General features: G+C 64.5%; 20 protein-coding genes. 12 read left to right on the top strand and 8 right to left on the bottom strand.

Annotation, left to right across the window (positions count from 1 at the left end; genetic code table 11):
* Positions 1-20: 20 nt before the first annotated feature.
* From AAW51_RS00840 to AAW51_RS00825, 4 genes are all read right to left on the bottom strand, one after another.
* Positions 21-1061: an ABC transporter ATP-binding protein gene (locus AAW51_RS00840; protein ID WP_047193106.1), complete on the bottom strand. Its 1041-nt coding sequence runs from the start codon at positions 1059-1061 to the stop codon at positions 21-23.
* A 23-nt stretch (positions 1062-1084) separates the two neighbouring features.
* On the bottom strand, positions 1085-1921 hold the full coding sequence (locus AAW51_RS00835) for a carbohydrate ABC transporter permease (protein ID WP_047193105.1): 837 nt from the start codon (positions 1919-1921) through the stop codon (positions 1085-1087).
* A 4-nt stretch (positions 1922-1925) separates the two neighbouring features.
* A complete protein-coding gene (locus AAW51_RS00830) occupies positions 1926-2726 on the bottom strand; it encodes a carbohydrate ABC transporter permease (protein WP_047197235.1) in 801 nt (266 codons plus the stop codon).
* 155 nt (positions 2727-2881) lie between these two features.
* Entirely contained in the window at positions 2882-4195 is a 1314-nt protein-coding gene (locus AAW51_RS00825; RefSeq protein WP_047193104.1) for an ABC transporter substrate-binding protein, read from the bottom strand.
* Between the two features lie 327 nt (positions 4196-4522).
* Between AAW51_RS00825 and AAW51_RS00820 the strand changes: the two genes are divergently transcribed.
* Complete coding sequence (locus AAW51_RS00820) at positions 4523-4903, top strand: hypothetical protein (protein WP_047193103.1); 381 nt, start codon at positions 4523-4525, stop codon at positions 4901-4903.
* Here the strand turns inward: AAW51_RS00820 and AAW51_RS00815 are convergent.
* A complete protein-coding gene (locus AAW51_RS00815; protein ID WP_047193102.1) occupies positions 4893-5321 on the bottom strand; it encodes an Ig-like domain-containing protein in 429 nt (142 codons plus the stop codon). The two genes, AAW51_RS00820 and AAW51_RS00815, sit on opposite strands and share 11 nt — an antisense overlap.
* A 491-nt stretch (positions 5322-5812) precedes the next feature.
* On the opposite strand from AAW51_RS00815, the gene uvrA reads away from it, so the two are divergent.
* A complete protein-coding gene (gene uvrA, locus AAW51_RS00810) occupies positions 5813-8662 on the top strand; it encodes an excinuclease ABC subunit UvrA (RefSeq protein ID WP_047197234.1) in 2850 nt (949 codons plus the stop codon).
* Positions 8663-9369: 707 nt separating this feature from the next.
* Here uvrA and AAW51_RS00805 read toward each other — a convergent pair.
* From AAW51_RS00805 to AAW51_RS00795, 3 genes are all read right to left on the bottom strand, one after another.
* Complete coding sequence (locus AAW51_RS00805) at positions 9370-9744, bottom strand: DUF5615 family PIN-like protein (RefSeq protein WP_047193101.1); 375 nt, start codon at positions 9742-9744, stop codon at positions 9370-9372.
* Entirely contained in the window at positions 9741-9974 is a 234-nt protein-coding gene (locus tag AAW51_RS00800; protein ID WP_047197233.1) for a DUF433 domain-containing protein, read from the bottom strand. Before AAW51_RS00800 ends, AAW51_RS00805 begins: the two co-directional genes overlap by 4 nt.
* 600 nt (positions 9975-10574) lie before the next feature.
* Positions 10575-11150 carry an HAD domain-containing protein gene (locus AAW51_RS00795; RefSeq protein ID WP_047193100.1) on the bottom strand — a complete coding sequence of 192 codons (576 nt, stop codon included), beginning with the start codon at positions 11148-11150 and terminating at the stop codon, positions 10575-10577.
* Positions 11151-11324: 174 nt separating this feature from the next.
* Between AAW51_RS00795 and AAW51_RS00790 the strand changes: the two genes are divergently transcribed.
* From AAW51_RS00790 to AAW51_RS00750, 10 genes are all read left to right on the top strand, one after another.
* A complete protein-coding gene (locus AAW51_RS00790) occupies positions 11325-11618 on the top strand; it encodes a helix-turn-helix domain-containing protein (RefSeq protein WP_047193099.1) in 294 nt (97 codons plus the stop codon).
* Between the two features lie 161 nt (positions 11619-11779).
* Positions 11780-12034: a hypothetical protein gene (locus AAW51_RS00785; RefSeq protein ID WP_047193098.1), complete on the top strand. Its 255-nt coding sequence runs from the start codon at positions 11780-11782 to the stop codon at positions 12032-12034.
* Between the two features lie 10 nt (positions 12035-12044).
* Positions 12045-12620 (top strand): Uma2 family endonuclease, encoded by a 576-nt coding sequence (locus tag AAW51_RS00780; RefSeq protein ID WP_047193097.1) that lies wholly within the window; start codon positions 12045-12047, stop codon positions 12618-12620.
* 405 nt (positions 12621-13025) lie between these two features.
* Positions 13026-15263, top strand: coding sequence for a type I secretion system permease/ATPase (locus AAW51_RS00775; protein WP_083437976.1), 2238 nt, complete (start codon positions 13026-13028; stop codon positions 15261-15263).
* Positions 15260-16705, top strand: coding sequence for an HlyD family type I secretion periplasmic adaptor subunit (locus tag AAW51_RS00770; protein WP_047193096.1), 1446 nt, complete (start codon positions 15260-15262; stop codon positions 16703-16705). The genes AAW51_RS00775 and AAW51_RS00770 overlap by 4 nt, the downstream gene beginning before the upstream one ends.
* Before the next feature lie 112 nt (positions 16706-16817).
* A complete protein-coding gene (locus AAW51_RS00765; RefSeq protein WP_157359540.1) occupies positions 16818-17039 on the top strand; it encodes a hypothetical protein in 222 nt (73 codons plus the stop codon).
* Between the two features lie 27 nt (positions 17040-17066).
* Positions 17067-23318 (top strand): calcium-binding protein, encoded by a 6252-nt coding sequence (locus tag AAW51_RS31145; RefSeq protein WP_157359539.1) that lies wholly within the window; start codon positions 17067-17069, stop codon positions 23316-23318.
* Between the two features lie 446 nt (positions 23319-23764).
* A complete protein-coding gene (locus AAW51_RS31250) occupies positions 23765-24133 on the top strand; it encodes a hypothetical protein (protein ID WP_417903592.1) in 369 nt (122 codons plus the stop codon).
* On the top strand, positions 24082-24747 hold the full coding sequence (locus AAW51_RS00755) for an ECF-type sigma factor (RefSeq protein WP_047193094.1): 666 nt from the start codon (positions 24082-24084) through the stop codon (positions 24745-24747). Before AAW51_RS31250 ends, AAW51_RS00755 begins: the two co-directional genes overlap by 52 nt.
* A 233-nt stretch (positions 24748-24980) precedes the next feature.
* The gene (locus tag AAW51_RS00750; RefSeq protein ID WP_047193093.1) at positions 24981-25925 is read left to right on the top strand and encodes a serine/threonine-protein kinase; all 945 of its coding nucleotides are present in this window, start codon (positions 24981-24983) and stop codon (positions 25923-25925) included.
* Positions 25926-25937: the final 12 nt, after the last annotated feature.

Below are 25937 nucleotides of genomic sequence, written 5' to 3'. Positions count from 1 at the left end.
CATGAAGCAGGTGTGCAGGGTCAGGCGGTGGCCCGCAAGGCGCGGCCCTCGCGGTCGAAGAAGTGCAGGGCGCCGGGGTCGAGCGCCACCGCGACCGCATCGCCGGGCCGCAGCGGGCTCCGCTCGCTTTGACGTGCGACGAACTGCAGCCCGCCTGCAGCGGCCGTGTGGATCAGCGTGTCGGCCCCCAGCGCTTCGACCAGCTCGACCTGGGCCTCGATCGGCGCTTGACCGCGCGAGCGCACCGCCACCGCCTCCGGCCGAATGCCCACGTAACCGTCGCTGGGCGCCTGCGCGCCACCGATCACCTGCAGTTGCGACAGCGCCGCCGCCGGCAGCACATTCATCTGCGGCATGCCGATGAACTGCGCGACGAACTGGTTGGCGGGCCGGTCGTACAAGGCGAGCGGCGCACCGACCTGCTCGATCGCGCCGTCACGCAGCACCACCACACGGTCGGCCAGCGTCATCGCCTCGACCTGATCGTGCGTGACGTAGATGGTGGTGGCGCCCAGTTCGCGGTGCAGCTTGGCGATCTCGACACGGGTCTGGCCGCGCAAGGCGGCATCGAGATTGGACAGCGGCTCGTCGAACAGAAACACCTTGGGCGAGCGCACGATGGCGCGCCCGATCGCCACCCGCTGGCGCTGCCCGCCCGACAGCTCGCGCGGCGTGCGCTGCAGCAAATGCGTGAGGTTGAGGATCTCGGCGGCACGTTCGACCTTGCGGCGCATCGTGGCCTTGTCGGCGCCGGCCAGCTTGAGGGCAAAGCACATGTTGTCGAACACCGTCATGTGCGGATAGAGGGCGTACGACTGGAACACCATCGCCAGGTCACGCTTGGCCGACGGCAGCGTGGTGATGTCGCGGCCGTCCAGGTGCAGGCTGCCGGCGTCGATGCCTTCGAGCCCGGCGATCAGGCGCAGCAGGGTCGACTTGCCGCAGCCGGACGGCCCGACGAAGACGACGAACTCGCCGGGCTCGATGTCGAGGTCGATGCCGCGGATGGCGTGCTGCGCGCCGAACCATTTCTCGACACCGCGCAGTTGCAGAAAGGACATGGGGGTTGGCTCCTGGTGGGTCGCTACTTGACGGCGCCGAACGTGAGGCCCTGCACCAGCTGCTTCTGGCTGAACCAGCCGAACACGACGATGGGCGCGATGGCCAGCAGCGACGCGGCCGACAACTTGGCCCAGAACAGCCCTTCGGGGCTCGAATACGACGCGATCAGCGTGGCCAGCGTGCCGGCCTGCGCCGAGCTGAGGTTGAGCGACCAGAAGGCTTCGTTCCAGGCCAACACCAGGCACAGCAGCCCGGACGATGCGAAACCGCCGGCCGACAGCGGCAGCACCACATGGCGGAACTCGCGCCACAAGGTGGCGCCGTCCATCCGGGCGGCTTCCAGGATGTCGGGCGGGATGTCCTTGAAGCACGAATACAGCATCCACACCAACAGCGGCAGGTTGGACAGCGTGAAGACGATGGTCAGGCCGCTGAGCGTGTCGAGCAGGCCGGCGGTTTGCGCCAGCACATAGATCGGCACCAGCGCGCCGACGGCGGGCATCATCTTGGTCGACAGCATCCACATCAGCAGGTCGCGCGTGCGGCGGGTGCGGAAGAAGGCCATCGAGTAGGCGGCGGGCGCGGCGATGGCCAGGCCCAGCAAGGTCGAGACGATGCTGGTCACGGCCGAGTTGCCCGCGTGCTTCAGGTAGTCGCTGCGCGCCTGCACCTCGGTGAAGTTCTCCAGCGTGGGCTCGAACACCAGCTGCGGCGGCACCGCAATGGCTTGCAGCTCGGTCTTGAAGGCCGTCAGGCCCAGCCACAGCAGCGGGAAGAACACCACCAGCGCGGCGGCCCAGGCGCCCAGCGTGCGGGCCACCAGCGCCGGCGGCAGTCGTTTGGTTCGGTAGGCACTCATCGCGTCACCGGTCCAGGTTCTTGCCGATCAGGCGGATCAGGAACACCGCCGCCACATTGGCGAGCAGCACCGCGAACAAGGCGCCGGCCGAGGCCACGCCGACGTCGAAGCTGAGCAGCGCTTGCGTGTAGATCAAGAAGGCGACGTTGGTGCTGGCATGGCCGGGGCCGCCACCGGTGGTGGTGTAGATCTCGGCGAACACGCTCATCAGGAAGATCATTTCGATCATCACGACCACCGCGACGGGCCGCGCCAGATGCGGCAGCACCAGATACCAGCAGCGCTGCAGCGCATTGGCACCGTCCATGCGCGCGGCCTCGAGCTGCTCGCGGTCGAGCGACTGCAGCGAGGTGATGAAGATCAAACAGGCGAACGGCAGCCACTGCCAGCTGATCATCACGATGACCGAGAACAGCGGATGTTCGGTCAGCCAGTCGACCGGGGTGGCACCGAAGAAGCGCCACAGCTGTGCCAGCACGCCGTAGATCGGGTTCATCATCATGTGCTTCCACAGCAGCGCATTGACCGTGGGCATCACGAAGAAGGGCGAGATCAGCAACACGCGCACGATGCCGCGGCCCGGGAAGGGCTCGTGCACCAGCAGCGCCAGGCCGATGCCCAGCACCACGGTGGCGGCGATCACCGAGCCGAGCAGCAGCAGGGTGTTGGCCACCGCCGGCCCGAAGCCGGGGTCGGTGACGAAGTACTCGAAGTTCTCCAGCCCGACGAAGGCGTGCTCGCCGGGCTGCATCAGGTTGTAGCGGACGCTGGAGAAGTACAGCGTCATCGCCAGCGGCACGATCATCCACAGCAGCAAGGTGCTGACCGCCGGCGCCAGCAGCAAGCGCGGCACCAGCCGGTGGCCGGCAGGGCGCCGGGCCTGCGACGCCTGGGCCGGCAGATGGCTCGGCAGCGGGCGGTGGCCCTCGCCCGCCACCGCGTCGGCCGTGGCGAGTGCGCTCATTTGTAGTAGCCCGCCCGGCGCATTTCACGCTCTGCCGCCGTTTGCGAGGCGGTCAGCGCCTGGTCGACCGACACCCGGCCCGACAAGGCCGCGCTCATCTGCTGGCCCACCGCCACGCCGATCGCCTGGAACTCGGGGATGGCTGCAAACTGCACGCCCACATAAGGCGATTTGGGCAAGGTGCTGTCGGTCGGGTTGGCGGTGCTGATGGCCTTCAGCTCGGCCTGCGCAAACTTCGCCGCTTGCTGGAACTCCGGCATGGCATAGGTGGACTTGCGGGTGCCGGTGGGCACGTTGGCCCAGCCCACTTCCTTGCCGACCAGCTTCACATAGTCTTTCGACGTGGCCCAGTGGATGAACTTCTGCGCCGCCTCGGCCTTTTGCGAGCTGGCCGGTATCGCCAGCGCCCAGGCCCACAGCCAGTTGGCGCCCTTGGGCGTGACCGCGGTGGGCGCCTGCGCGAAGGCCACCTTGTCGGCCACCTTGCTCTGCTTGGCATCCGAGACGAACGAGGCGGCGATGGTGGCGTCGATCCACATGCCGCACTTGCCCTCGTTGAACAGGGCCAGGTTCTCGTTGAAGCTGTTGGCCGAGGCGCCGGGCGGGCCGTATTTCTTCAGCACGTCGACATAAAAGCCGACCGCGTCCTTCCAGGGCTTGCTGGTCAGCTGCGGCTTCCACTGCATGTCGAACCATTGGCCGCCGAAAGTGTTGACCATGGTCGACAGGAAGGCCATGTTGTCGCCCCAGCCCGGCTTGCCGCGCAAGCACATGCCGTAGACGCCGGCCTTCGGGTCGTGCACCTTGGCGGCGATGTCGCGCAGCTGCTCCCAGCTGGGCTGCTCGGGCATGGTGGCGCCGGCCTTCTTGACCAGGTCGGCGCGGTACATCGTCATCGAGCTTTCGCCATAGAAAGGCGCGGCGTAGAGCTTGCCGTCGACCGACAGGCCGGCGCGGATGGCGGGCAGCAGGTCGTCGAGGTCGTAGCTCGCGTCGGGCTTCAGCTCCTTGAGCCAGCCCTTCTTGCCCCAGATCGGCGTCTCGTACATGCCGATGGTCATGATGTCGAACTGGCCGCCCTTGGTGGCGATGTCGGTCGTCACGCGCTGGCGCAGCACACCTTCTTCGAGGGTCACCCACTTGAGCTTGATGTCGGGGTGGGCCTGCTCGAAGTGGCGGCTCAACTTCTGCATCTCGATCATGTGGCCGTTGTTCACGGTGGCCACCACCAGCTCGGTGGCAGCACCGGCCGATGTCGTGGTCGCGGCCGCCGCGACGGCCAAGGCCAGGCAGAGGTTCAGCTGCTTCATGGGGTGGGTCTCCTGCGTTGCTTGTTTGTGTGTGTCGTTGGGCCGTCACCGCCGGCGGTGCGGCGCGACCTGAAAGGCCCTGCCGACGCCTGCATAAGGTAGGCCGTGCCCCCTCCCGCGGCCGATACCGCGGCGAGGCAGTTTCGATACTTTGTTGCGTCGATTCGCTGGGGATTTCCCTGCTGTATGCAACAGAAGTACGTGTCGCCGGCGCGACAGGGCCGCAGCTTCGGTGGGCGCTCACTCCCCCTTTTAGGGGGTGGAACCGGTTCGCCCGGGCCGTGTCACAGTGCAGGAGCCCGCGGATCGGGCCGTAGCAGTAAGCCCATGACTTGTTTCATCGCCGCCGTCCGGTTTCAAGACGGACACACCTTGTTCAGCCTGTTCGACCTCGACACGGGCCGGCTCGAGCCGTCGCTGATCACCCAGCCGGTGGCCGCGATGGTCGACACGCCGATGTCTGAACGCGAGCGCGAGCTGTGGGCGCAGGCGCAGTTGCGCGAGCATGGCTGCGACCCGGAAACACGCATCCGCAAACTGTTCGTGCTCGGCTCGGGCAGCCTGTTCGGTGCCATCCAGGACATGGCCGAAGGCGCCGAAGAGGTGCTGGTGGAGGTGCCGGCGACCGAATCACGCTGGCGTTCACGGGCGCACCGACAGAAACAGATCTTGCTGACGGAGCTGAATCCGGAGCGCCTCAGGGATTGACCGTGATGGCCAGCACCGGGCTGTCGCTGCGGTGGCCGTCGTCGTCCTGGGCGCGCGCCACGTATTCGACGACGGTGGAACGCGACACCGTCGGTGCCCTCACCTGCAGCCGGAACGGCGCTTCGTCATCGCGGCCCAGCGACTCGAGCTCGTCGCCCTCGACGCGGTAGAACTCGACCGACTCGACGAAACCGCTGTCGTCGCTCGCCGCGGCGCGCAGCTCGAGCTGGCCGCCGGAGGTGGCCGGGTCGGGGCTGGCGACCAGCTCGACGTCGGGCGCTTCGTCGTCGAAGTCGTCGTCACCGACGCCGACCCAGACACCGCCACCGCAGCCGACGAGCAGCACCGCCAGGGCCAGCGCGGCACGGCGCGCGCGGCGCCGTGGAGGATGAAGAGGGTCGAGACGTGGGAAGAACATGGCGCCATCGTAAGGCGCGCCGCCGTGGCTCGGCAAGCGCGTTGGGCGGGTCTTCTGGCGCGGCCCCGGCGGCGAAACCTTGGCCCACTATGATGGTGGGTTGTCCTTTCCTCCTTCCGGCTGATTGATCCATTGCCATGTCCGAGCGTCCGACACCCCGCAAGCGCCCAACGACTTCCGCCGCGGCGGGAACCGCGCCGGCTTCCCCCAAGGCGCAGCACGCGGGGAACACCAGCCCGGCCGGCGCCGCCTCGGCGGCAGCCGTGACACGCAAGACCGCGGCAGGCGGCCGTCGGAAGGCTGAAGAAACGGCCCAGGCCAAAGGCACGCCGGCCGACCCTGCGGCAGCCGCCGACGCTGTCGTCGGCACACCGTCCGCCGGCGGCGCGCCAGCCTCGTCTGCCCCTGCGACACGCGCCACGACCGAGTCCGTCAGCGTCGCGCCGCCGGCGCCAGCAGCAGCGCCTGCACGAGGGCCCGAAGCGCCGCAGATCCGCATCCGCGGGGCGCGCACGCACAACCTCAAGAACATCGACCTCGACCTGCCGCGGCATCAGCTGGTGGTGATCACCGGCCTGTCGGGCTCGGGCAAGTCGTCGCTCGCCTTCGACACCTTGTACGCCGAGGGCCAGCGGCGTTATGTGGAGAGCCTGTCGGCCTACGCGCGGCAGTTTCTGCAGCTGATGGACAAGCCGGACGTCGACGTGATCGAAGGGCTGTCGCCGGCGATCTCGATCGAGCAGAAGGCCACCAGCCACAACCCACGCTCGACGGTCGGCACGGTGACCGAGATCCACGACTATCTGCGCTTGCTGTACGCCCGCGCCGGCACACCGTTCTGCCCCGTCCACCAGCTGCCGCTGGAAGCCCAGAGCGTGAGCCAGATGGTCGACGCGGTGCTGGCGCTGCCCGAGGACACCAAGCTGATGGTGCTGGCGCCGGTGATGCGCGACCGCAAGGGCGAGCATGTGGAACTGTTCCAGGACATGCAGGCGCGCGGGTATGTGCGCTTTCGCATCGACGGCACCATCTTCGAAGCGGTGGAGGTGCCCAAGCTCAAGAAGACCGAGAAGCACGACATCGACATCGTGGTGGACCGTGTGAAGGTGCGCGGTGACCTGAAACAGCGGCTGGCCGAGAGCTTCGAGGCGTCGCTGCGCATTGCCGACGGACGCGCGATTGCGCTGGAGATGGACACGGGCCACGAGCATCTGTTTTCGAGCAAGTTCGCCTGCCCGGCCTGCAACTACTCGCTGTCCGAGCTGGAGCCTCGGCTGTTCTCGTTCAACTCGCCGGTGGGCGCCTGCCCGTCGTGCGACGGTTTGGGCGAGGTGACGGTGTTCGACCCTGACCGTGTGGTCGCCTTCCCGTCGTTGAGCATTGCCAGCGGTGCCGTCAAAGGCTGGGACCGGCGCAACGCCTACACCTTCTCGATGCTGGAGAGTGTGGCCAAGCACTACAAGTTCAACATCGACCTGCCCTGGGAAGAGCTGCCACCGCAGGCCCAGCAGGTGTTGCTGCGCGGCTCGGGCGAGGAAGAGATCGAGTTCGTCTACCAGGCCGAGGGTGCCAACGGGCGCAAGCGCTCGGTCAAGCGCACGCACCCCTTCGAGGGCATCATCCCCAACTTCGAGCGCCGCTTTCGCGAGACCGACTCGGTGGCGGTGCGCGAAGAGCTGGTGCGCTACCAGAGCGCCAAGCCCTGCCCCGAGTGCGAAGGCACGCGGCTGCGGCGCGAGGCGCGGCATGTGAAGCTGGTGGACGCGGCGACCAGCTCGGCGCGGCCCATCTACGAGATTTCGCATGCGACGCTGCGTGAAGCGCTGGGCATCTTCGACACGCTGCGACTGAAGGGCGCCAAGGCCGAGATCGCCGACAAGGTGGTGCGCGAGATTCGTTCACGTCTGAGCTTTTTGAACAACGTCGGCCTCGACTACCTGAGCCTCGACCGCAGCGCCGACACCTTGTCGGGCGGTGAGGCGCAGCGCATCCGGCTGGCGTCGCAGATTGGCTCGGGGCTCACGGGCGTGATGTACGTGCTCGACGAGCCGAGCATCGGCTTGCACCAGCGCGACAACGACCGCCTGATCGGCACGTTGAAGCATTTGCGCGATCTGGGCAATTCGGTGCTGGTGGTGGAGCATGACGAAGACATGATCCGCGCGGCGGACCATGTGGTCGACATGGGGCCGGGTGCCGGGGTGCATGGCGGCCAGGTGATGGTGCAGGGCACGCCGGACGAGGTGGCCGCGAGCGACGTGTCGCTGACCGGGCAGTATTTGGCGCGCAAGCTCAAGATCGGCGTGCCGCGTCAGCGCCACCGCGCCGCGGTGGGCGAGGACGCCAAGGTGCTGCGCATCGTCAACGCGCGCGGCAACAACCTGAAGGGCGTGACGGTCGAGATGCCGGTGGGCTTGTTCACCTGCGTCACCGGTGTATCGGGCTCGGGCAAGTCGACGCTGGTCAACGACACCTTGTATGCTGCGGTGGCCCGCAAGCTCTACCAGAGCCACACCGAGCCGGCGCCGCACGACGACATCGAGGGGCTGGACGCCTTCGACAAGATCATCAACGTCGACCAGTCGCCGATCGGGCGCACGCCGCGGTCGAACCCGGCCACCTACACCGGCTTGTTCACGCCGATCCGCGAGCTGTTTGCCGAGGTACCGACCGCGCGTGAGCGCGGGTATGGCGCGGGCCGCTTCAGCTTCAACGTCGCGGGCGGGCGCTGCGAGGCCTGCCAGGGCGACGGCGTGTTGAAAGTGGAGATGCACTTCCTGCCGGACGTGTATGTGCCCTGCGACGTGTGCCACGGCAAGCGCTACAACCGCGAGACGCTGGAGGTGCTCTACAAGGGGCGCAACATCAGCGAAGTGCTCGACATGACGGTGGAAGATGCGCGCGAGTTCTTCAGCGCGGTGCCGTCGATTGCGCGGAAGCTGCAGACGCTGCTGGATGTGGGCTTGGGGTACATCCACCTGGGGCAGAGCGCGACCACCTTGTCAGGCGGCGAGGCGCAGCGTGTGAAGCTGGCGCTGGAGCTGAGCAAGCGGGACACGGGGCGCACGCTCTACATCCTGGATGAGCCGACCACCGGCTTGCACTTTGCGGACATCCAGTTGCTGCTGCAGGTGCTGCACCAGTTGCGGGACCAGGGGAACACGATTGTCGTGATCGAGCACAACCTGGATGTGATCAAGACCGCCGACTGGGTGATCGACATGGGGCCCGAGGGTGGGGCCGGGGGTGGGACGGTGGTGGTGACGGGGACGCCGGAGGAGATTGCGGCGTTTGCGGGGAGTTATACGGGGAAGTATTTGAGGCCGTTGTTGGAGGAGTGAGGGGGGTAGCGGGGCGTCGGATGGGTTCGCGAAGCTTGGGCTTCTCTCGGCCGTTCCCAAGTATCGCCAAGTATCACGAGCACGATACTTGCAGATCAGCCGGATACGAACGGGATCGCTCTGGCCTCCTCTACAGCTGCCCGGCAACAAATGACGCCGCGGTCTCGCTGGGTGAGGTGCCGACGCACAAGTTGCACTGCGGCAGGCAACAGGACCGGAAAGTCGTTTCCCATGGTAGGGTGCCGGACGGGCAGCCGTCAGGGTGTGAACGGGGACGTGGCTACAGCAGCTGCGCGCAGGCCTGCCGCAAGCCCTCCTTCGGTCACGACACGGCGTACCTTCATGCCTATCCTGCCCATCGCTGATGCTGAACATCTGAACGACGTTGGCGTGGAGCAGAGGGACTCAGACTGGAACAGCTCGACCTGTCCTGCGCCGGATGACCTCGCAAGGCGCGACAAGGGTCGCGCCTTGCTGCGAGCGCTGCTGCTCGAAGGGGCGGCCTCTGCGCCCAGCGGCCCGGCTGACGCCGAATACTTCGATTTGCTGCGGGCGCAATCCAGAAACGCCGCGAACAGGGGCGTTGAATCGGGACCGGTTGAACAAGCAGGCAACGAGGCGCAACGGGCGCGAGAGCCCTGCGGAATCCGGCAATCAGCCTGCAAGATCGACAGCGCCGCAACCGCCAACCCAGCTTCGCGATGGCCCTATTGCTTACGCAGAAGAGGCAGTACCCGAACCCTCGTGCGCTTTGGGTCGACGGTCAGCAACGCGCCTTCGGTCAGTTCTGCTTCCATCTGGTGCAGCGCTACGAGGACTTGACGACCGATAACGTCAGGGTTCACGTCGACCGCCCGGATTTGCACGACGCTTGGCTTGCGGCCTTTGTTCGCGGCGAGGATCGCGCTGAAATCTAGATCGTGCGTCAGCACGACGAACTCGTTGGCCAGCGCGTAGGCCATGATGGCGGAATCCGAAGCGTTCTTGGCGCCGACGGTGGACCAATGCAAGGCGTCGAAGCCCTCGCTGGCCAGGAGGCCTACCCACCGCGGAGACAGATTCATGTCCACCAGCAGTTTCATGTACCGCCGGCGAGTTGGACTTCGCGTTCCTCCGCGCGCCAGGCTGCATAGCGCAGGGCCTGCATGATGTCCTCGCGTTCGAGATAAGGGTAGTCAGCGAGCACTTCGTCTACGGTGTACCCGGCGCCAATCTGGCCTACCACCGTACTGACCGTGACGCGCATTCCGCGAATGCACGCCTTTCCTCCCATGACCTCGGGCTGTTGAGTGATGCGGTCGAGCTCCAGCATGAGGGGTCCTTTCTCGAAACTCATCCCCATGGTAATTTTGCGGTCCTCAGCAAGCAAGGAGTCGCGACAAGCCTGACAGCCGGCGTTCGCGCAGCAGGGCGCCGTTCCGCCGCGACGTCAAAGTTTGATCGGGACCTCAGCCGTCATTCTGCTACCGCCAGGCGCCGCCTTTTCTGTCCTAAGCGGTCGCGTGCTCAGCGCCTACTTCGCTCGCTGTGCGCCATATGCAGAAACGCAGCGTCGAGCGCGATGACGTCCTGGCTGGCAGGGTCAAACACTGGACCGCGCGAACTCGGCGTACGTTTCTAGCGGTGATCCAAGATCCCGGGCTTGCAACCCCTGCAGCGATGCGAACACGCCCTGCGCCCGCAGCCTTACGCCAGCCTGAGTCATTGCCTGGTGTGAAGTGCGTCGCTTTGAAACACCTTTCCGCAAGCGCTCAAACGACCGCTACACTCGCGCCGCGTCCTTGCGTCTTATCCCCCTCCCTCACCCCTAGGCAGGGACGCTTTGTGGCTCGCCGGTGGCCATGCCTCCGGCGAGCCGTCTCTTTGCTGTGGGGCTGAACCCGCAGCCGGTCTCCCCGGCTCCCGACACCCCTCATCCCCCCACATCTTCCAGCCGCCGATGCAACGGGCCTTTGCGACGCAGCGCCGCATTGCCGCCGCCGCTTGACGCATCGAGGCTCTCGGACGTCGCCTTGGTCTCGCCGAGCAGCCAGCTTTGCAACTGTGCCTGCACTCGATGACAGGACACCCCACGCTGCGGGTCGCAGGCGATGACGGTCGGCGCCGGTGGCTTGGCCAGGTCTCCCGCCACCGCAAGGTCGAGGATGCGGTAGCTGATGACCTCGGGCTCGGCATGCAGCCAACGACGTATCGAGTCATAACGTTGGCCGCAAGGCGTGACGCCGAGATAGCGGGGCCGCAGCGTGCCGAGGCACTGGGCAATCTGACGATGCGAGCACAGGTAGCGCCACGGGGAGTAGACGACGATGTAAACGTCGTCGTGCGGGTGCAGCAGGTCTTCGAGCACGTAAAGCCATTCGAAGAGGTGCAGCGCGTCGAGGTCTGACGCGATGTCGGCCGGGCTGTCGGGGCGGTCCGAGGGCAAAGGGGAACTCAGGAGTTCGCAGCGGTGCAGGCAGCCGTCGAAGTCGAGGAAGAGAACGTGCATGGAGGCCTCTCGTCTCAGTGCTGGGCGCCGGCCGGGCCATGTGGAGTTCGCCTGCCGCCGCCAATCTCGCGAATCCTATAGGATGTAGCCCTATAAGCTGTAATCCTAAAGTTTGTAGTCCTATAGGTTTCTGCGTGCCTCAATCGAGGCGTGGCCGAAAGAAGCAAGTCCCCTATGCAGTCGAAGTTCGCGCGCACCTTGCGAGCGGTGCGCGTGTTGCGTGGTTTGTCGCAGGAGCAGTTCGACACGGTGAGCAGCCGTACGTACCTCAGCGCGATGGAACGAGGCCTCAAGATCCCCACCCTGGGCAAGATCGAAGAGTTGGCGAGTGTGATGAACGTCCACCCGGCGACGCTGATTGCGTTGTCGTATTGCGACGAGTTGAACGAAGCGGCGTTCAGGGACCTGTGGGAGCGGGTGGCGTTGGAAGGGGCGGAGTTGTTGGCGGCGCGGGAGGCGCAGCGCTGAGTCGACCAGCCGGCCCCGCCTGTCTAAGCGGGCTGTGCTTGAGCGCAGTAGCATTGGGTGTCGCCTTGCTGCACTCCGGTACTTTGGCTCTCCCTGACAGGGAAAATCGGACCAGCGAGACAAGCATTTCCCGCAGCGTGGCAGCGGAGAGGAGGAATCCAGTGGATACGACGATCGTGATCCAGCATGTGCCGGTTGAAGAACTCCCTCAAGCTTGGCGACACAGACTCACCCAGCTGCCAGACGCCCACGTCACAGTGCGCATCGAACCCGAGCAGCCCGTCGAGCCCCCGCCGAAAGCTGCTGCGCCGTCCCACTTTGCGGACGATCCCCTCTTCGGGATGTGGCAGGACAGAACCGACATTGCCGACGTGGCCGACTACGTCCGCCGTCTCCGGCAGACTCATCACATGTGAAGGACGAACGATGGGCGTGCCCGTTCATACACTCACCCTCACCGAGTTTCTTGAGTGGGAGAACGAACAGCCGGACCGACATGAGTTCTTCCGTGGCGAAACATTCGCGATGGTCGGAGGCCGCCGCGGCCGCGGGCGCGTGATCGCCAACCTCATGCGTCACCTCGGCAACCATCTGGACGAGAGCCCCTGCCAAGTGTTCAGCGAGAACATGAAGGTGCAAGTGGGCGACGAGGCCATCCTGTACCCCGACGTCTTCGTGACGTGCGACCAGCGCTTTACCGCCGACGACATCGTGTTCACGGCCCCGGTGCTGATCGTCGAAGTGCTATCCCCCACCACGCAACGGTATGACCGCAGCGAGAAGTTCGCGATCTATCGCAAGCTGAGTGCGCTGCGTGAGTACGTCCTCATCGACCCCGAGACGCGGCGCGCCGAAGTCTTCCGTCCTCAAGCTGACGGCAGCTGTATGTACTTCGACATGACGGAGCACGGGCGGCTGGTGCTGGAGAGCATCGGGTTCGAGTTGCCGCTGGGGCTAGTCTTCAAGGGGATGGAGAGCGACGGGGTGGAGGGAGCCGGGTAGTGAGTCGCCGATGAGCGGTCGTCATTCGTAGCCCGTGCGCAGTTCTTGCGCTTGCTTCGCGAGTGCCGCCATCGCCTCTTCGCTTGCTCGCTCGCGTTCGGTTCCGGCCGCTACGCTTACCCCTCGCTATTGGGCTTGGTTCAAAAGTTCTTTGAAGGCAGCCTTTCAATTCCAGCGCTCTGAGGAGGCCATGCCGCGCCAGCGAATACGCCGGTTAGCAGCTTCTTGTATGTAAGCGCGGACTCATGCCGGTCCCTGGCATAACCAGCGTCCACAAGGCGCACTGCCGGGCCCCCTCGACCTACTTCTGCCTCCGCTATCCCTTGTTCGGGGGTCGCCGATACCGCAACAAACAATTACAGTCCCGCCTCAGCCAAAGACGGCTATCGGAACAGGTGAGGAAGCATGCAGGCCAGTACGACGCTGCAGATTGAGGCCGGCGTGGAACCGCAGCCGCCAGCGCAGGAAACAACGAAGCGAGGTTCACCGGCATCCTCTCCCGACACTGAGCCCTCCCCGCTCGCCGGGCTCGAGGCCCTCTGCCTCATTGCCCGTCTGCACCATGTCGCCGCCGATGCCGGAACGCTGCTGCACCAGCTCGGCAAGACGCCCAGCGAGCCGCTCACCACCCGCGACCTGCTGCTGGCCGCCAAACACCTGGGCCTCAAGGCCAAGCTCAGCCGCACCACGGCCGACCGCCTGACCTTGTCCGCGCTGCCGGCCTTGGCCCTTTTAAAGGATGGCCGCGTCGTCGTGCTCGCCCAATGCGACGGCCAGCGTGTGCTGTTCCAGGACACCAGCACCGAGACCAGCCGCCCCACCATCGAACCCCTGGACGTGTTCGCCGCTCAGTGGACTGGCGAGCTCATCCTCATCACCAGCCGCGCCTCCCTGACCGGCGCCCTCGCCAAGTTCGACTTCAGCTGGTTCATCCCCAGCCTGGTCAAACACCGCAAGCTGCTCGGCGAGGTGCTGCTGATCTCGCTGTTCCTGCAGCTCTTCGCGCTGATCTCGCCCTTGTTTTTCCAGGTCGTGATGGACAAGGTGCTGGTGCACCGCGGCCTCACCACCCTGGACGTGCTGATCATCGGCCTGCTGGTCGTCGTGGTGTTCGAGAGCGTGCTCAACGGTTTGCGCACCTACGTCTTCAGCCACACCACCAGCCGTATCGACGTCGAACTCGGCGCCCGGCTGTTCCGCCACCTCGTGCAACTGCCGCTGGCGTACTTCCAGGCCCGCCGTGTCGGCGACTCGGTGGCCCGCATCCGCGAGCTGGAGAACATCCGCAGCTTCCTCACCGGCAACGCCCTGACCCTGGTGCTCGATCTGCTGTTCTCGGTCATCTTCATCGCCGTGATGTTCGCCTACAGCGTGCCGCTGACCTTGATCGTGTTGGTCTCGGCGCCGCTGTACGTCGGCCTGAGCCTGTTGGTCGTGCCGGTGCTGCGCGGCCGCCTCAACGAGAAGTTCGCCCGCGGCGCCGAGAACCAGGCGATGCTGGTGGAAACCGTCAGCGCCATCCAGACCGTCAAGGCCACCGCGCTGGAGCCCGCGATGGCGCGCCGCTGGGACGACCAGCTCGCCGCCTATGTCTCCGCCGGCTTCAAGACCCAGACCCTGGCCAGCTTTGCCAACGAAGGCGTGAACCTGATCGGCAAGCTGGTCAACGCCGCCACGCTCTGGTATGGCGCTCACCTGGTGATGGACAACCAGCTCACCGTGGGCATGTTCGTCGCCTTCAACATGTTCGCCCAGCGCGTGGCGCAACCCATCATGCGCATGGCGCAGATGTGGACCGATTTCCAGCAGACCGGCATTTCCATGGCCCGGCTTGGCGACATCCTCAACACCCGCACCGAGGTGCCGCCCACCAATGCCGCCCAGCTGCCGCCCGTCAAGGGCCGTGTCACCCTGGACCAGGTCACCTTCCGCTACCGGCCCGAAGCCGCCCCGGTGCTCAACGGTGTCAGCCTGGACATCCGCCCCGGCGAGGTGATTGGCATCGTCGGGCGTTCCGGCTCCGGCAAAAGCACACTCACCAAGCTGGTGCAGCGCCTGTACAGCCCTGAGCAGGGCCGACTGCTGGTCGACGGCATCGACATCAGCCTGATCGACGCCGCCCAGCTGCGCCGCCAGGTCGGCGTGGTGCTGCAGGAAAACGTGCTGTTCAACCGCAGCGTGCGCGAGAACATCGCCATCATCGACCCGGCCGCCCCCATCGAAGCGGTGGTGCGGGCGGCTCAGCGGGCCGGTGCGCACGATTTCATCAGCGAGCTGCCCGAGGGCTACGACACCGTTGTTGGCGAACAAGGTGCCAGCCTCTCCGGTGGGCAGCGCCAGCGTATCGCGATTGCGCGCGCGCTGTTCCACAGCCCGCGCATCCTGATCTTTGACGAGGCGACCAGCGCGCTGGACTACGAGAGCGAGGCCATCGTGCAGCGCAACATGGCCGCGATCTGCCAGGGCCGCACCGTGATCATCATCGCCCACCGGCTGAGTGCGGTCCGACAAGCGAACCGGATCGTCGTGATGGACAAGGGGCGCATTGTCGAGATGGGACCGCACGAGCAGCTCATCGCGCGCGAGAAGGGCTTGTACGCGCACCTGTGGCGTATGCAAGGCGGGCAAGGAGCGTCGGCATGAGCACGACCACGACCTCGCCTCAAGCCATGGGCCCGCGCCACCCGGTGCTCGAACTGCTGGCGCGCTACAAGGCGGTGTTCCAGGCGGCCTGGGCGGTGCGCCATGAGTTGGCCGGGCCGAAGCGCCTGGCCGACGAAGCCGCCTTTTTGCCCGCAGCCTTGAGCCTGCAGGAGACGCCGGTGCACCCGGCACCACGGCGCACCGCGCTGGTCATTTGCGCGCTGTTCCTGATTGCGCTGGTCTGGTCCATCGTGGGCGAGATCGACATCGTCGCCGTCGGCCAGGGCCGTATCGTCGTGAGCGAGCGGACCAAGGTGATCCAGCCGCTGGAGACCAGCGTCATCAAGAACATCCTGGTGAAAGACGGAGACGCGGTGCAAGCGGGCCAGGTGCTGGTGGAGCTGGACAGCACCGTCGCCACCGCGGACCAGTCCAGCATCGAGCAGCAGCTGGCCTCGGCCAGCAGCGAAGCGGCCCGCACGGCGGCGCTGCTGAAGGCGTTGGAGGGCCGCGGCGCGCCGCGGCTGCCAGCCGACAACGTCGCCGCCTTCGATCGCCGCTCCGCCGAAGCGCAGCTCGACGCGGAATGGAGCGACATCCGCGCCAAGGTCGCCAAGCTGGACGCGGAGCACAGCCGCCGCAGTGCCGAGATCGCGACGGTAGAGGCGAGTCTCGCCAAGCTGAACGCGACGCTGCCGCTGGTCCGCCAACGTGAGGCGGACTTCAAGTCCTTAGCCGATCAAGGATTTGTCGCCGGGCACGCCAATCAGGACCGCACCCGCGAGCGCATCGAGCTGGAACGCGATCTGGTCACCCAGCAGGCGCGCCTGGCCGAAGCCCGAGCGACGCTGGCCGAGGCCCAGAACGCCAAGGCGGCTTATCTCGCCGAGACACGCCGGGCGCTGAACGACCGCTGGTCGGAGGCGGGCTTGAAACAGAGCCAGTTGACGCAGGAAAGCGCCAAGGCCCGACAGCGCACTCGACTGACGCAGCTGACCGCGCCGGTGGCAGGCACTGTGCAGCAATTGGCCGTGCACACTCCGGGCGGCGTCGCGACCGAGGCGCAACCTTTGATGGTCATCGTGCCGCACGAGGCGGAAGTCACCGCCGAGGTGGTGATCGACAACAAGGACATCGGGTTTGTGAACGCGGGGCAGCTGGCGGAGGTGAAACTGGAGACCTTTAACTTCACCAAGTACGGGACGGTGCCGGCGGAGGTGAGCTGGGTCACCGCGGATGCGGTGGAGGACGAGAAGCGGGGGGCGATTTTTCCGGCGACGCTCAGACTAACGCGGCCCACGATCCTCGTGGACGGCAAGCTGATTCGATTGTCGCCGGGGATGAACCTGACCGCCGAAATCAAGACAGGTAAGCGGCGTGTGATTGAATATCTCTTAAGCCCCATTCAACGCACAATGAGTGACAGCTTGACAGAACGGTAAATATCAGCCGCGACACAGCGAGTGGTAGAGCTGAAGAATCAAAGCTGCGACCGCCATTCTTTCGAGTTATATTGGCAACGGATGCCAGCTTGAAAAGTCAATAGGAGCCGAGATGGGACAAATGCTGCTTTATATAGGTCTTGCTTTGGCCGCAATCGCATTCATTCTCCTGCCCATAATTTTATTCCGCAAGAAAATCTGGAATATTCAATTCATCTGGGATCTATCAAAGAAAGGTGATCGATTGTCGCAGGCGTATATGTTATTTATAATTTCCGCCTTTATCTTTTTGCTTGGAAGTGCCGTGGTTTTGCGCGTCGAAGGCGCCAATTAAGATCGCACAAAAATTTTTGGAGGGCCAATGTCTTTTGCTCAAACTTTCGATGGCGTCGTCGGCGTCTTTCAGATCCACGGTGTGTCTGCGGCTGGCATCGACAACATCGTACAAGGAATAAACAACGCCACGCCGTTCCAGATCGCCGCTTCAGGGATTCAGATCGTTGCGGCTGCCACGCCGGGGCCTGCCGCCATCGTAACGAACGCTATCGCGCTTGGCATGGTGGGTGTTGGTATTACCGAGAACGGCCGCACGTCCGTCGGTGACCTCATCACGATGGCAGGTAATGTGGCAGGAATGATCGCCCCGCTCGTAGTTGCCGCTGGGTTTCCGGTTGCGGCAGGCGCGATTACGATCGTCGGCGTGGGGTTCGCTGTGGCGGGCGTCATAAATACAATGATCGACATTTCGAACAGCCGTGCGAGTGTCGACTCGTCAGTCAACGACCCCTATCAGGATGCCATCACCTGGCGCCAACGTGACCCTCTTGCCATCGATCTGGACGGCGACGGCATCGAGACGATCGGCACTGGGGCACAGCCTGTTCTGTTTGACCACAATGGTGACGGTATCCGCACCGGCACTGGTTGGCTAAACAGCGACGACAGCTGGCTGGTAATGGACCGAGACGGCAATGGCTCAATTGACTCTGGCCGAGAGCTGTTTGGTGTAGACACTCAGATCACCGACGCAGATGGTACGACCCGAACTGCCGCAACGGGTTTTGAAGCACTCCGTGCACAAGACAGTAATGGCGACAGGAAGTTCGATAGCATGGACGCGGGCTTTGCCCAAGTCCGCGTTTGGCAAGACATAAACCAGGATGGTGTCAGTCAGAGTAACGAGCTATTCACTTTAACCGAGAAGAACATTGTCTCCATCGATCTTAACGAGAGTCTGACGACTACGAATCTAGGCAACGGAAACACCGTTACCGGTACAGCAACTGTCACGCGCAGCATCGGCACTACTACTGAGATTGAGAGCGTAACGGTCACGAGCGAGTCGGCCGGAAATCTGAACTTGGTGGACAACCCGTTCTATCGCGAATTCACCGACGAAATCCTCATATCGGACGAAGCTCAGGTTCTACCCGAAATGGGCGGAAGCGGGGTTGTGCGTGATTTACGCGAAGCAATGAGCTTAGAAACTGATGAAGCTCAATTGCTCAAACAAGTTGTCCAGCAGTACAGTGCCGCTAGCACGCGCGACGAGCAACTAGCGTTGCTCGATCAACTGCTTGAGACCTGGGCCGGAACTTCAGATCCATGGTCGTTATCCGATCGACGTCGCCTCTCGGAGTATACGGATATCCCCGATCACATGGCGAGAGACTATTTCAGTGAGGCCCTGGATGCGAAGGGTGTGAATTGGCGGGGAGCATCGGACCACGAATTTATTTCCATCCTTTGCCGCGAAGGGCTTATCCTTGCGGGCATGTTTGTACAGCTCGATGAAGTGCTTGGCTACCGGTTCCAATTTGCACTGCCGTCTCAGTCACTTCTGAATGCCTTCGCTGAACAGGATCCGGCCCGATATCGCCAGCTGACCGTCTTGAATGCATTCAACGGCCAGTCACCCTTTGTCGCAGGCGCAACTGTTTTTCGTGACGGTGGGCCTGGGATGGTTAGCTATAGAGAGCACGTCCTTATACAGCCTCGCGCCGGGGAGCTTTTTGATAAATCTTACGAAGCTCTGCGCGAAAGCGTTTATGGGGCGCTCGTGCTGCAGACGCGCCTGCAATCCTATCTCGGCGAGGTGGATCTCGTCGTAGATGACAATGGGGTGCGGTTGGATTCAAGCAGGTTCGCCGCCTCCCTTGAAAACAAGAGAACCGAGGATGAGAAAAATGCCCTAGTCGATTTGATTGATTTCAACCGATACGGGCAAGGCATCCTTCAAACGATCGGGTATGACGGCCTTACAGTTCTTCGCCAGTGGATCGACGCGATTCCGCCTGATTCAGAACTGGCACCTGTGCTGAAAGATTTGGTTCTGGAACCTAGCACTACGAAGGGTCACGAGTCGGCCGACCTCTTTCTCGGGGACGCGAACGGGAATACGTTCGATAGCGATGAGGGGAACGACGTCGTTTCAGGCGGCGGGGGCGCCGACACCTTGTACGGTGGCTCTGGCGATGACCACCTGTTGGGAGATGAGGGCGGCGACCGTATTTACGGCCAGGACGGCAACGACGTACTCGATGGTGGTATCGGCAACGACACCCTGAGGGGTGGCAACGGCGACGATCTGCTCGACGGTGGGGCCGGCAACGACAGCATCCATGGCGAAGCAGGCTCGGACACGTACACGTTTGCGCGCGGCTGGGGTCAGGACACGATCCTCAACTACGACAGCGGCACCGGCAAGACGGATGTGATCGAGTTCGCCGCGGACATCACGCCGTCGGACATCAAGGTCACGCGCAGCGGTACTAATCTGATTCTGAGCCTCGCAGGCAGTACCGACAAGATCACGGTCTCGTCGTACTTCACCAGCGACGGGACCAGTTTGTACAAGGTCGAGCAGATCCGCTTCGCCGACGGCACCACATGGGATGTGGACACGGTCAAGACCTTGGCAATCCAAAGCACGACGGGTGCGGACCAGTTGTACGGCTATGCGACGGCCGATACGCTGGACGGCGGCGATGGCAATGACACCGTCTCGGCAGCCAGCGGCGACGACACGGTGAGCGGCGGTAGCGGCGACGACACGTTGAACGGGGAGGACGGCAACGACCTGCTCGATGGCGGCATCGGCAACGACACACTCGACGGAGGCAACGGCAACGATCGGTTGGTGGGTGGTATCGGCAACGACACCCTGAGGGGTGGCAACGGCGACGATCTGCTCGACGGTGGGGCCGGCAACGACAGCATCCATGGCGAAGCAGGCTCGGACACGTACACGTTTGCGCGCGGCTGGGGTCAGGACACGATCCTCAACTACGACAGCGGCACCGGCAAGACGGATGTGATCGAGTTCGCCGCGGACATCACGCCGTCGGACATCAAGGTCACGCGCAGCGGTACTAATCTGATTCTGAGCCTCGCAGGCAGTACCGACAAGATCACGGTCTCGTCGTACTTCACCAGCGACGGGACCAGTTTGTACAAGGTCGAGCAGATCCGCTTCGCCGACGGCACCACATGGGATGTGGACACGGTCAAGACCTTGGCAATCCAAAGCACGACGGGTGCGGACCAGTTGTACGGCTATGCGACGGCCGATACGCTGGACGGCGGCGATGGTAATGACACCATCTCGGCAGCCAGCGGCGACGACACGGTGAGCGGCGGTAGCGGCGACGACACCTTGAACGGGGAGGACGGCAACGACCTGCTCGATGGCGGCATCGGCAACGACACACTCGACGGAGGCAACGGCAACGATCGGTTGGTGGGTGGTATCGGCAACGACACCCTGAGGGGTGGCAACGGCGACGATCTGCTCGACGGTGGGGCCGGCAACGACAGCATCCATGGCGAAGCAGGCTCGGACACGTACACGTTTGCGCGCGGCTGGGGTCAGGACACGATCCTCAACTACGACAGCGGCACCGGCAAGACGGATGTGATCGAGTTCGCCGCGGACATCACGCCGTCGGACATCAAGGTCACGCGCAGCGGTACTAATCTGATTCTGAGCCTCGCAGGCAGTACCGACAAGATCACGGTCTCGTCGTACTTCACCAGCGACGGGACCAGTTTGTACAAGGTCGAGCAGATCCGCTTCGCCGACGGCACCACATGGGATGTGGACACGGTCAAGACCTTGGCAATCCAAAGCACGACGGGTGCGGACCAGTTGTACGGCTATGCGACGGCCGATACGCTGGACGGCGGCGATGGTAATGACACCATCTCGGCAGCCAGCGGCGACGACACGGTGAGCGGCGGTAGCGGCGACGACACCTTGAACGGGGAGGACGGCAACGACCTGCTCGATGGCGGCATCGGCAACGACACACTCGACGGAGGCAACGGCAACGATCGGTTGGTGGGTGGTATCGGCAACGACACCCTGAGGGGTGGCAACGGCGACGATCTGCTCGACGGTGGGGCCGGCAACGACAGCATCCATGGCGAAGCAGGCTCGGACACGTACACGTTTGCGCGCGGCTGGGGTCAGGACACGATCCTCAACTACGACAGCGGCACCGGCAAGACGGATGTGATCGAGTTCGCCGCGGACATCACGCCGTCGGACATCAAGGTCACGCGCAGCGGTACTAATCTGATTCTGAGCCTCGCAGGCAGTACCGACAAGATCACGGTCTCGTCGTACTTCACCAGCGACGGGACCAGTTTGTACAAGGTCGAGCAGATCCGCTTCGCCGACGGCACCACATGGGATGTGGACACGGTCAAGACCTTGGCAATCCAAAGCACGACGGGTGCGGACCAGTTGTACGGCTATGCGACGGCCGATACGCTGGACGGCGGCGATGGTAATGACACCATCTCGGCAGCCAGCGGCGACGACACGGTGAGCGGCGGTAGCGGCGACGACACCTTGAACGGGGAGGACGGCAACGACCTGCTCGATGGCGGCATCGGCAACGACACACTCGACGGAGGCAACGGCAACGATCGGTTGGTGGGTGGTATCGGCAACGACACCCTGAGGGGTGGCAACGGCGACGATCTGCTCGACGGTGGGGCCGGCAACGACAGCATCCATGGCGAAGCAGGCTCGGACACGTACACGTTTGCGCGCGGCTGGGGTCAGGACACGATCCTCAACTACGACAGCGGCACCGGCAAGACGGATGTGATCGAGTTCGCCGCGGACATCACGCCGTCGGACATCAAGGTCACGCGCAGCGGTACTAATCTGATTCTGAGCCTCGCAGGCAGTACCGACAAGATCACGGTCTCGTCGTACTTCACCAGCGACGGGACCAGTTTGTACAAGGTCGAGCAGATCCGCTTCGCCGACGGCACCACATGGGATGTGGACACGGTCAAGACCTTGGCAATCCAAAGCACGACGGGTGCGGACCAGTTGTACGGCTATGCGACGGCCGATACGCTGGACGGCGGCGATGGTAATGACACCATCTCGGCAGCCAGCGGCGACGACACGGTGAGCGGCGGTAGCGGCGACGACACCTTGAACGGGGAGGACGGCAACGACCTGCTCGATGGCGGCATCGGCAACGACACACTCGACGGAGGCAACGGCAACGATCGGTTGGTGGGTGGTATCGGCAACGACACCCTGAGGGGTGGCAACGGCGACGATCTGCTCGACGGTGGGGCCGGCAACGACAGCATCCATGGCGAAGCAGGCTCGGACACGTACACGTTTGCGCGCGGCTGGGGTCAGGACACGATCCTCAACTACGACAGCGGCACCGGCAAGACGGATGTGATCGAGTTCGCCGCGGACATCACGCCGTCGGACATCAAGGTCACGCGCAGCGGTACTAATCTGATTCTGAGCCTCGCAGGCAGTACCGACAAGATCACGGTCTCGTCGTACTTCACCAGCGACGGGACCAGTTTGTACAAGGTCGAGCAGATCCGCTTCGCCGACGGCACCACATGGGATGTGGGCACGGTCAAGACCTTGGCGATCCAGGGCACCGCGGGCGCAGACGAGTTGTACGGCTATGCCACGGCGGATACGCTAAACGGCGGCAATGGCAATGACACCATCTCGGCAGCCAGCGGCGACGACACGGTGAGCGGCGGTAGCGGCGACGACAAGCTCTACGGAGACGATGGCAACGACTTGCTCGATGGAGACATCGGCAGCGATACGCTGCGCGGAGGTAACGGTAGCGATCTGCTGGTAGGCGGGGTCGGCAACGACACGCTGTACGGTGATGCCGGCAACGACACTCTGGATGGTGGCACAGGGAACGACTACCTCAACGGAGGCGCCGGCTCGGACACATACCTGCTCGTCCGCGGCACGGAGGCCGACACTGTGTCCGACTACGACACGCTTGCCGGAAACACCGACGTCGTTCAGGTCGGACCCAATGTCGCGATCGACCAGATCTGGTTCCGCCGCGTCGGCAGTGACCTTGAAGTGAGCATCATCGGCACAACCGACAAGACCACCATTGGCGGTTGGTACTCTGCCAGTGCGTACCAGGTAGAGCAGTTCAAAACTGCGGATGGCAAGATGTTGCTCAATACGCAGGTCAACGCGCTTGTTTCTGCCATGGCTGGCTTCGCCCCGCCAGCAGCAGGCCAAACGACGCTGTCAGCGGACTACCAGACATCGCTCAACCCGGTGATCGCTGCCAACTGGAAGTAAGTAGACCACGTTGCCCACCGAAGCTCGCGTTCGATGTGCAGGTCGACCGGGCTTCGGGTAAAGGGCTCGAGCCTCAGCCCAACGGTTTCAGCCTGTGGGGTCGCATGACGACATGCGCCTCCGCAGATTGCAAAGGAACGGTTGAAACACGGCACTCGTGCTACGGAGGCAAACGGAGTCCGGTAGTCGACAGCTCAACCTCGGTGGCTGGGCTCCCGTTTCCCCGCTAGGCCGCAGGAGCTTGAGAGGAAGGTTTGCCGTAGCCTCCTTTTCCACCGCCAGAGTTCAGCGCCCAACCGTCCTCGGTTGGGCGTTTTGCTTTGGGCGTTTCTCGCGACAATGCGCGCTTCCGGCCCGTTCTGCCGGTGCCGAGGGCCTGCGTCTTCAGACTCACTTTGGCCCGCGGTGCCGGCGATGACCAGCTGCTTGGAGGCGATGGCGCGGACATGCTGGACGGCGGCTCGGGCAACGATTTCCTCGTAGGCGGCGCCGGCAACGACAGCTATGTTTTCGGCCGAGGCTACGGCCAAGACACCGTCAGCAGTTGCGACGCCACTGACAAGCTCGACAAGGTCCACTCGGCACTGGCGTGCTGCCTTCGGACGTGCTGCTCAGCCGCAACGCGACCTCCAAACCCAACGCAGGCGACGTACCCCCGGTATCTCCCCACAGTACCGCCGGACGCATCTGCTGCGTCCGGCCTGCTCCGGTTTGCCAGTTGCCATCTTCCAGCCGATGCTGAGGAGGCAACAGGAGACCACGCTTGGACCTCACGCCCCACCTCTCAAAGCCCGACGACAGCCCTGCAGACGTGACCCGCTTGCTGCGCCGCTGGTCGCAAGGCGACCGCTCGGCGCTGGACCGCGTGCTGCCGCTCGTCTACGGTGAGCTGAGGCGCATGGCCGGCCGCGTGCTGCGCAGCGAGACCGCCGCACGTGCCCTGCAGCAGCCGACCGAACTGGTGCATGAGGCGTACTTGCGCATGGTCCGGTTGCGTCACTCGAGCTGGCCGTCACGCGCATTCTTCTATGCCTGGGTCATGCGACTGATGCGTCGCATCCTGATCGACCAGGCACGGGCGGCAAAGGCCGACAAGCGGGGTGGGGGAGGCTGGCAGCAGAGTCTGGAAGCGCTGCGTGAGGATGGCCTGCTGCCGGCCGTCGAAGCGCAGCTCGGCGTGGAAGACGAAGGGCCCTACCTTGTCGCCCTGCAACAGGCACTCGACCGGCTGACCCAACTCGATCCGCAGCAAGGCCGCGTCGTCGAGCTGCGCTTCTTCGTCGGACTGAGCGTGGAAGAAACCGCCGTGGCGTTGAAGACCTCCATCGCGACCGTGTTGCGCAAGTGGGCTGCGGCGCGCAAATGGCTGTTGGACGAGCTGGGGTGGGCTCCGGGGTTGGGGCACGCGGCACACACGGGGGCCTTGTGACGACGGTACCTCACTTCGGGGAGCGGGACCGCTGGCAAGGGTTGCGCGCACTGCGGGCAGCGGTGCTCGGCCCGCTCGGGGGGAGAGGCAACGCCGAGCAGAGGACAGCCGATGCTGCGAGGCTGGCGCTGCCGAACGGGTCCTGTAGTGCGGCCTGTCAGCAAGCGGAGGCTGCACGCGTCGGGCAGCGGGTGGGACGTTGGCGGCTCACGGGGTTGCTCGGCCGTGGTGGGATGGGCGACGTGTATTGCGGCGTCGCGGCGCGGGCACCGTTCGCAACACCTGTCGCACTCAAGCTGCTGCGCGACGAGGCAGCGGTGTCGGGCGCTGCGGCGCGGCTGCAGCGCGAGCAGCAAATTCTGGAGCGGCTCGACCATCCACATGTCGCCAAGGTCCTCGGTGGTGGCGTGGGTGCGGACGGCCTGCCCTATCTGGTGATGGAGCTGATCGTCGGGTTGCCGATCGACGTCTATTGCCAACGCAACAAGCTTTCGATCAGCCAGCGCCTGCGACTGTTCGAGGCGCTGGCCAGGGTCGTCCACGATGTGCACGGACAAGGTGTGGTCCACGCCGACCTGAAGCCGTCCAACGTTCTGGTGACCCGCGACGGGCAACCCAAGCTCGTCGACTTTGGCATCGCCGAAGTGGCTGCAGCGTCGCGCCCGGTCGACCGGGCGGATGCGCCGCCGCAGCCACTGGCCCTCACGCTCGCCTATGCCAGCCCGGAGCAGGTGCAAGGCGGCGCGCTCTCGCCCGCCAGCGACCTGTATTCGCTGGGGGTGTTGATGTATGGGATGTTGGCGGGGGTCGGGCCGTATGGCGCAAGTCTGCATCTCGACGCGGAGGCACTGGCCGACGCGGTGTGCGAGCGCGAACCGGTTCCCCCGAGCCGGGCTGTCCTCGACGGCGCCGGCGCAAAGGCGCGTCGCCTGGCCCAGCGCTTGCGCGGCGATCTCGACGCCATCGTGCTGACGGCTCTGCGCAAGCTGCCGGAGGCGCGTTACGGCTCGGCTGCACGGCTGGCAGACGACGTGCGCCGGCATCTGGCGCGCCGGCCGGTCTCGGTGCGGCCCCTTGCGTGGGTGGGCCATGGGGCCGGGTGGCTGGCGCAGCATTGCGGGGTTTTGGTGGGCAAGGCCTTGTCGGGGCGTGCCTGCCCTGGCTTTCCTTCGCCCTAGCGGCCGGCGCTG

The organism is Caldimonas brevitalea, assembly GCF_001017435.1.
GTDB classification, from domain to species: domain Bacteria; phylum Pseudomonadota; class Gammaproteobacteria; order Burkholderiales; family Burkholderiaceae_C; genus Caldimonas; species Caldimonas brevitalea.
The sequence above is the reverse complement of the archived record's forward strand: the minus strand, read 5'-3'. Positions and strand labels throughout refer to the sequence as shown.

Bases quoted from the DNA above. Each gene is read 5' to 3' on its own strand.
- AAW51_RS00780 (WP_047193097.1), top strand. From the start codon at position 12,045: ATGGGCGTGCCCGTTCATACACTCACCCTCACCGAGTTTCTTGAGTGG.
- AAW51_RS00795 (WP_047193100.1), bottom strand. From the start codon at position 11,150: ATGCACGTTCTCTTCCTCGACTTCGACGGCTGCCTGCACCGCTGCGAA.
- AAW51_RS00825 (WP_047193104.1), bottom strand. From the start codon at position 4,195: ATGAAGCAGCTGAACCTCTGCCTGGCCTTGGCCGTCGCGGCGGCCGCG.
- AAW51_RS31145 (WP_157359539.1), top strand. From the start codon at position 17,067: ATGTCTTTTGCTCAAACTTTCGATGGCGTCGTCGGCGTCTTTCAGATC.
- AAW51_RS00775 (WP_083437976.1), top strand. From the start codon at position 13,026: ATGCAGGCCAGTACGACGCTGCAGATTGAGGCCGGCGTGGAACCGCAG.
- AAW51_RS00835 (WP_047193105.1), bottom strand. From the start codon at position 1,921: ATGAGTGCCTACCGAACCAAACGACTGCCGCCGGCGCTGGTGGCCCGC.
- AAW51_RS00765 (WP_157359540.1), top strand. From the start codon at position 16,818: ATGGGACAAATGCTGCTTTATATAGGTCTTGCTTTGGCCGCAATCGCA.
- AAW51_RS00790 (WP_047193099.1), top strand. From the start codon at position 11,325: ATGCAGTCGAAGTTCGCGCGCACCTTGCGAGCGGTGCGCGTGTTGCGT.
- AAW51_RS00820 (WP_047193103.1), top strand. From the start codon at position 4,523: ATGACTTGTTTCATCGCCGCCGTCCGGTTTCAAGACGGACACACCTTG.
- AAW51_RS00815 (WP_047193102.1), bottom strand. From the start codon at position 5,321: ATGTTCTTCCCACGTCTCGACCCTCTTCATCCTCCACGGCGCCGCGCG.
- AAW51_RS00770 (WP_047193096.1), top strand. From the start codon at position 15,260: ATGAGCACGACCACGACCTCGCCTCAAGCCATGGGCCCGCGCCACCCG.
- AAW51_RS00750 (WP_047193093.1), top strand. From the start codon at position 24,981: ATGGGCGACGTGTATTGCGGCGTCGCGGCGCGGGCACCGTTCGCAACA.
- AAW51_RS00805 (WP_047193101.1), bottom strand. From the start codon at position 9,744: ATGAAACTGCTGGTGGACATGAATCTGTCTCCGCGGTGGGTAGGCCTC.
- AAW51_RS00830 (WP_047197235.1), bottom strand. From the start codon at position 2,726: ATGATCGTGCCGCTGGCGATGACGCTGTACTTCTCCAGCGTCCGCTAC.
- AAW51_RS00840 (WP_047193106.1), bottom strand. From the start codon at position 1,061: ATGTCCTTTCTGCAACTGCGCGGTGTCGAGAAATGGTTCGGCGCGCAG.
- AAW51_RS00800 (WP_047197233.1), bottom strand. From the start codon at position 9,974: ATGCTGGAGCTCGACCGCATCACTCAACAGCCCGAGGTCATGGGAGGA.
- AAW51_RS31250 (WP_417903592.1), top strand. From the start codon at position 23,765: ATGCTGGACGGCGGCTCGGGCAACGATTTCCTCGTAGGCGGCGCCGGC.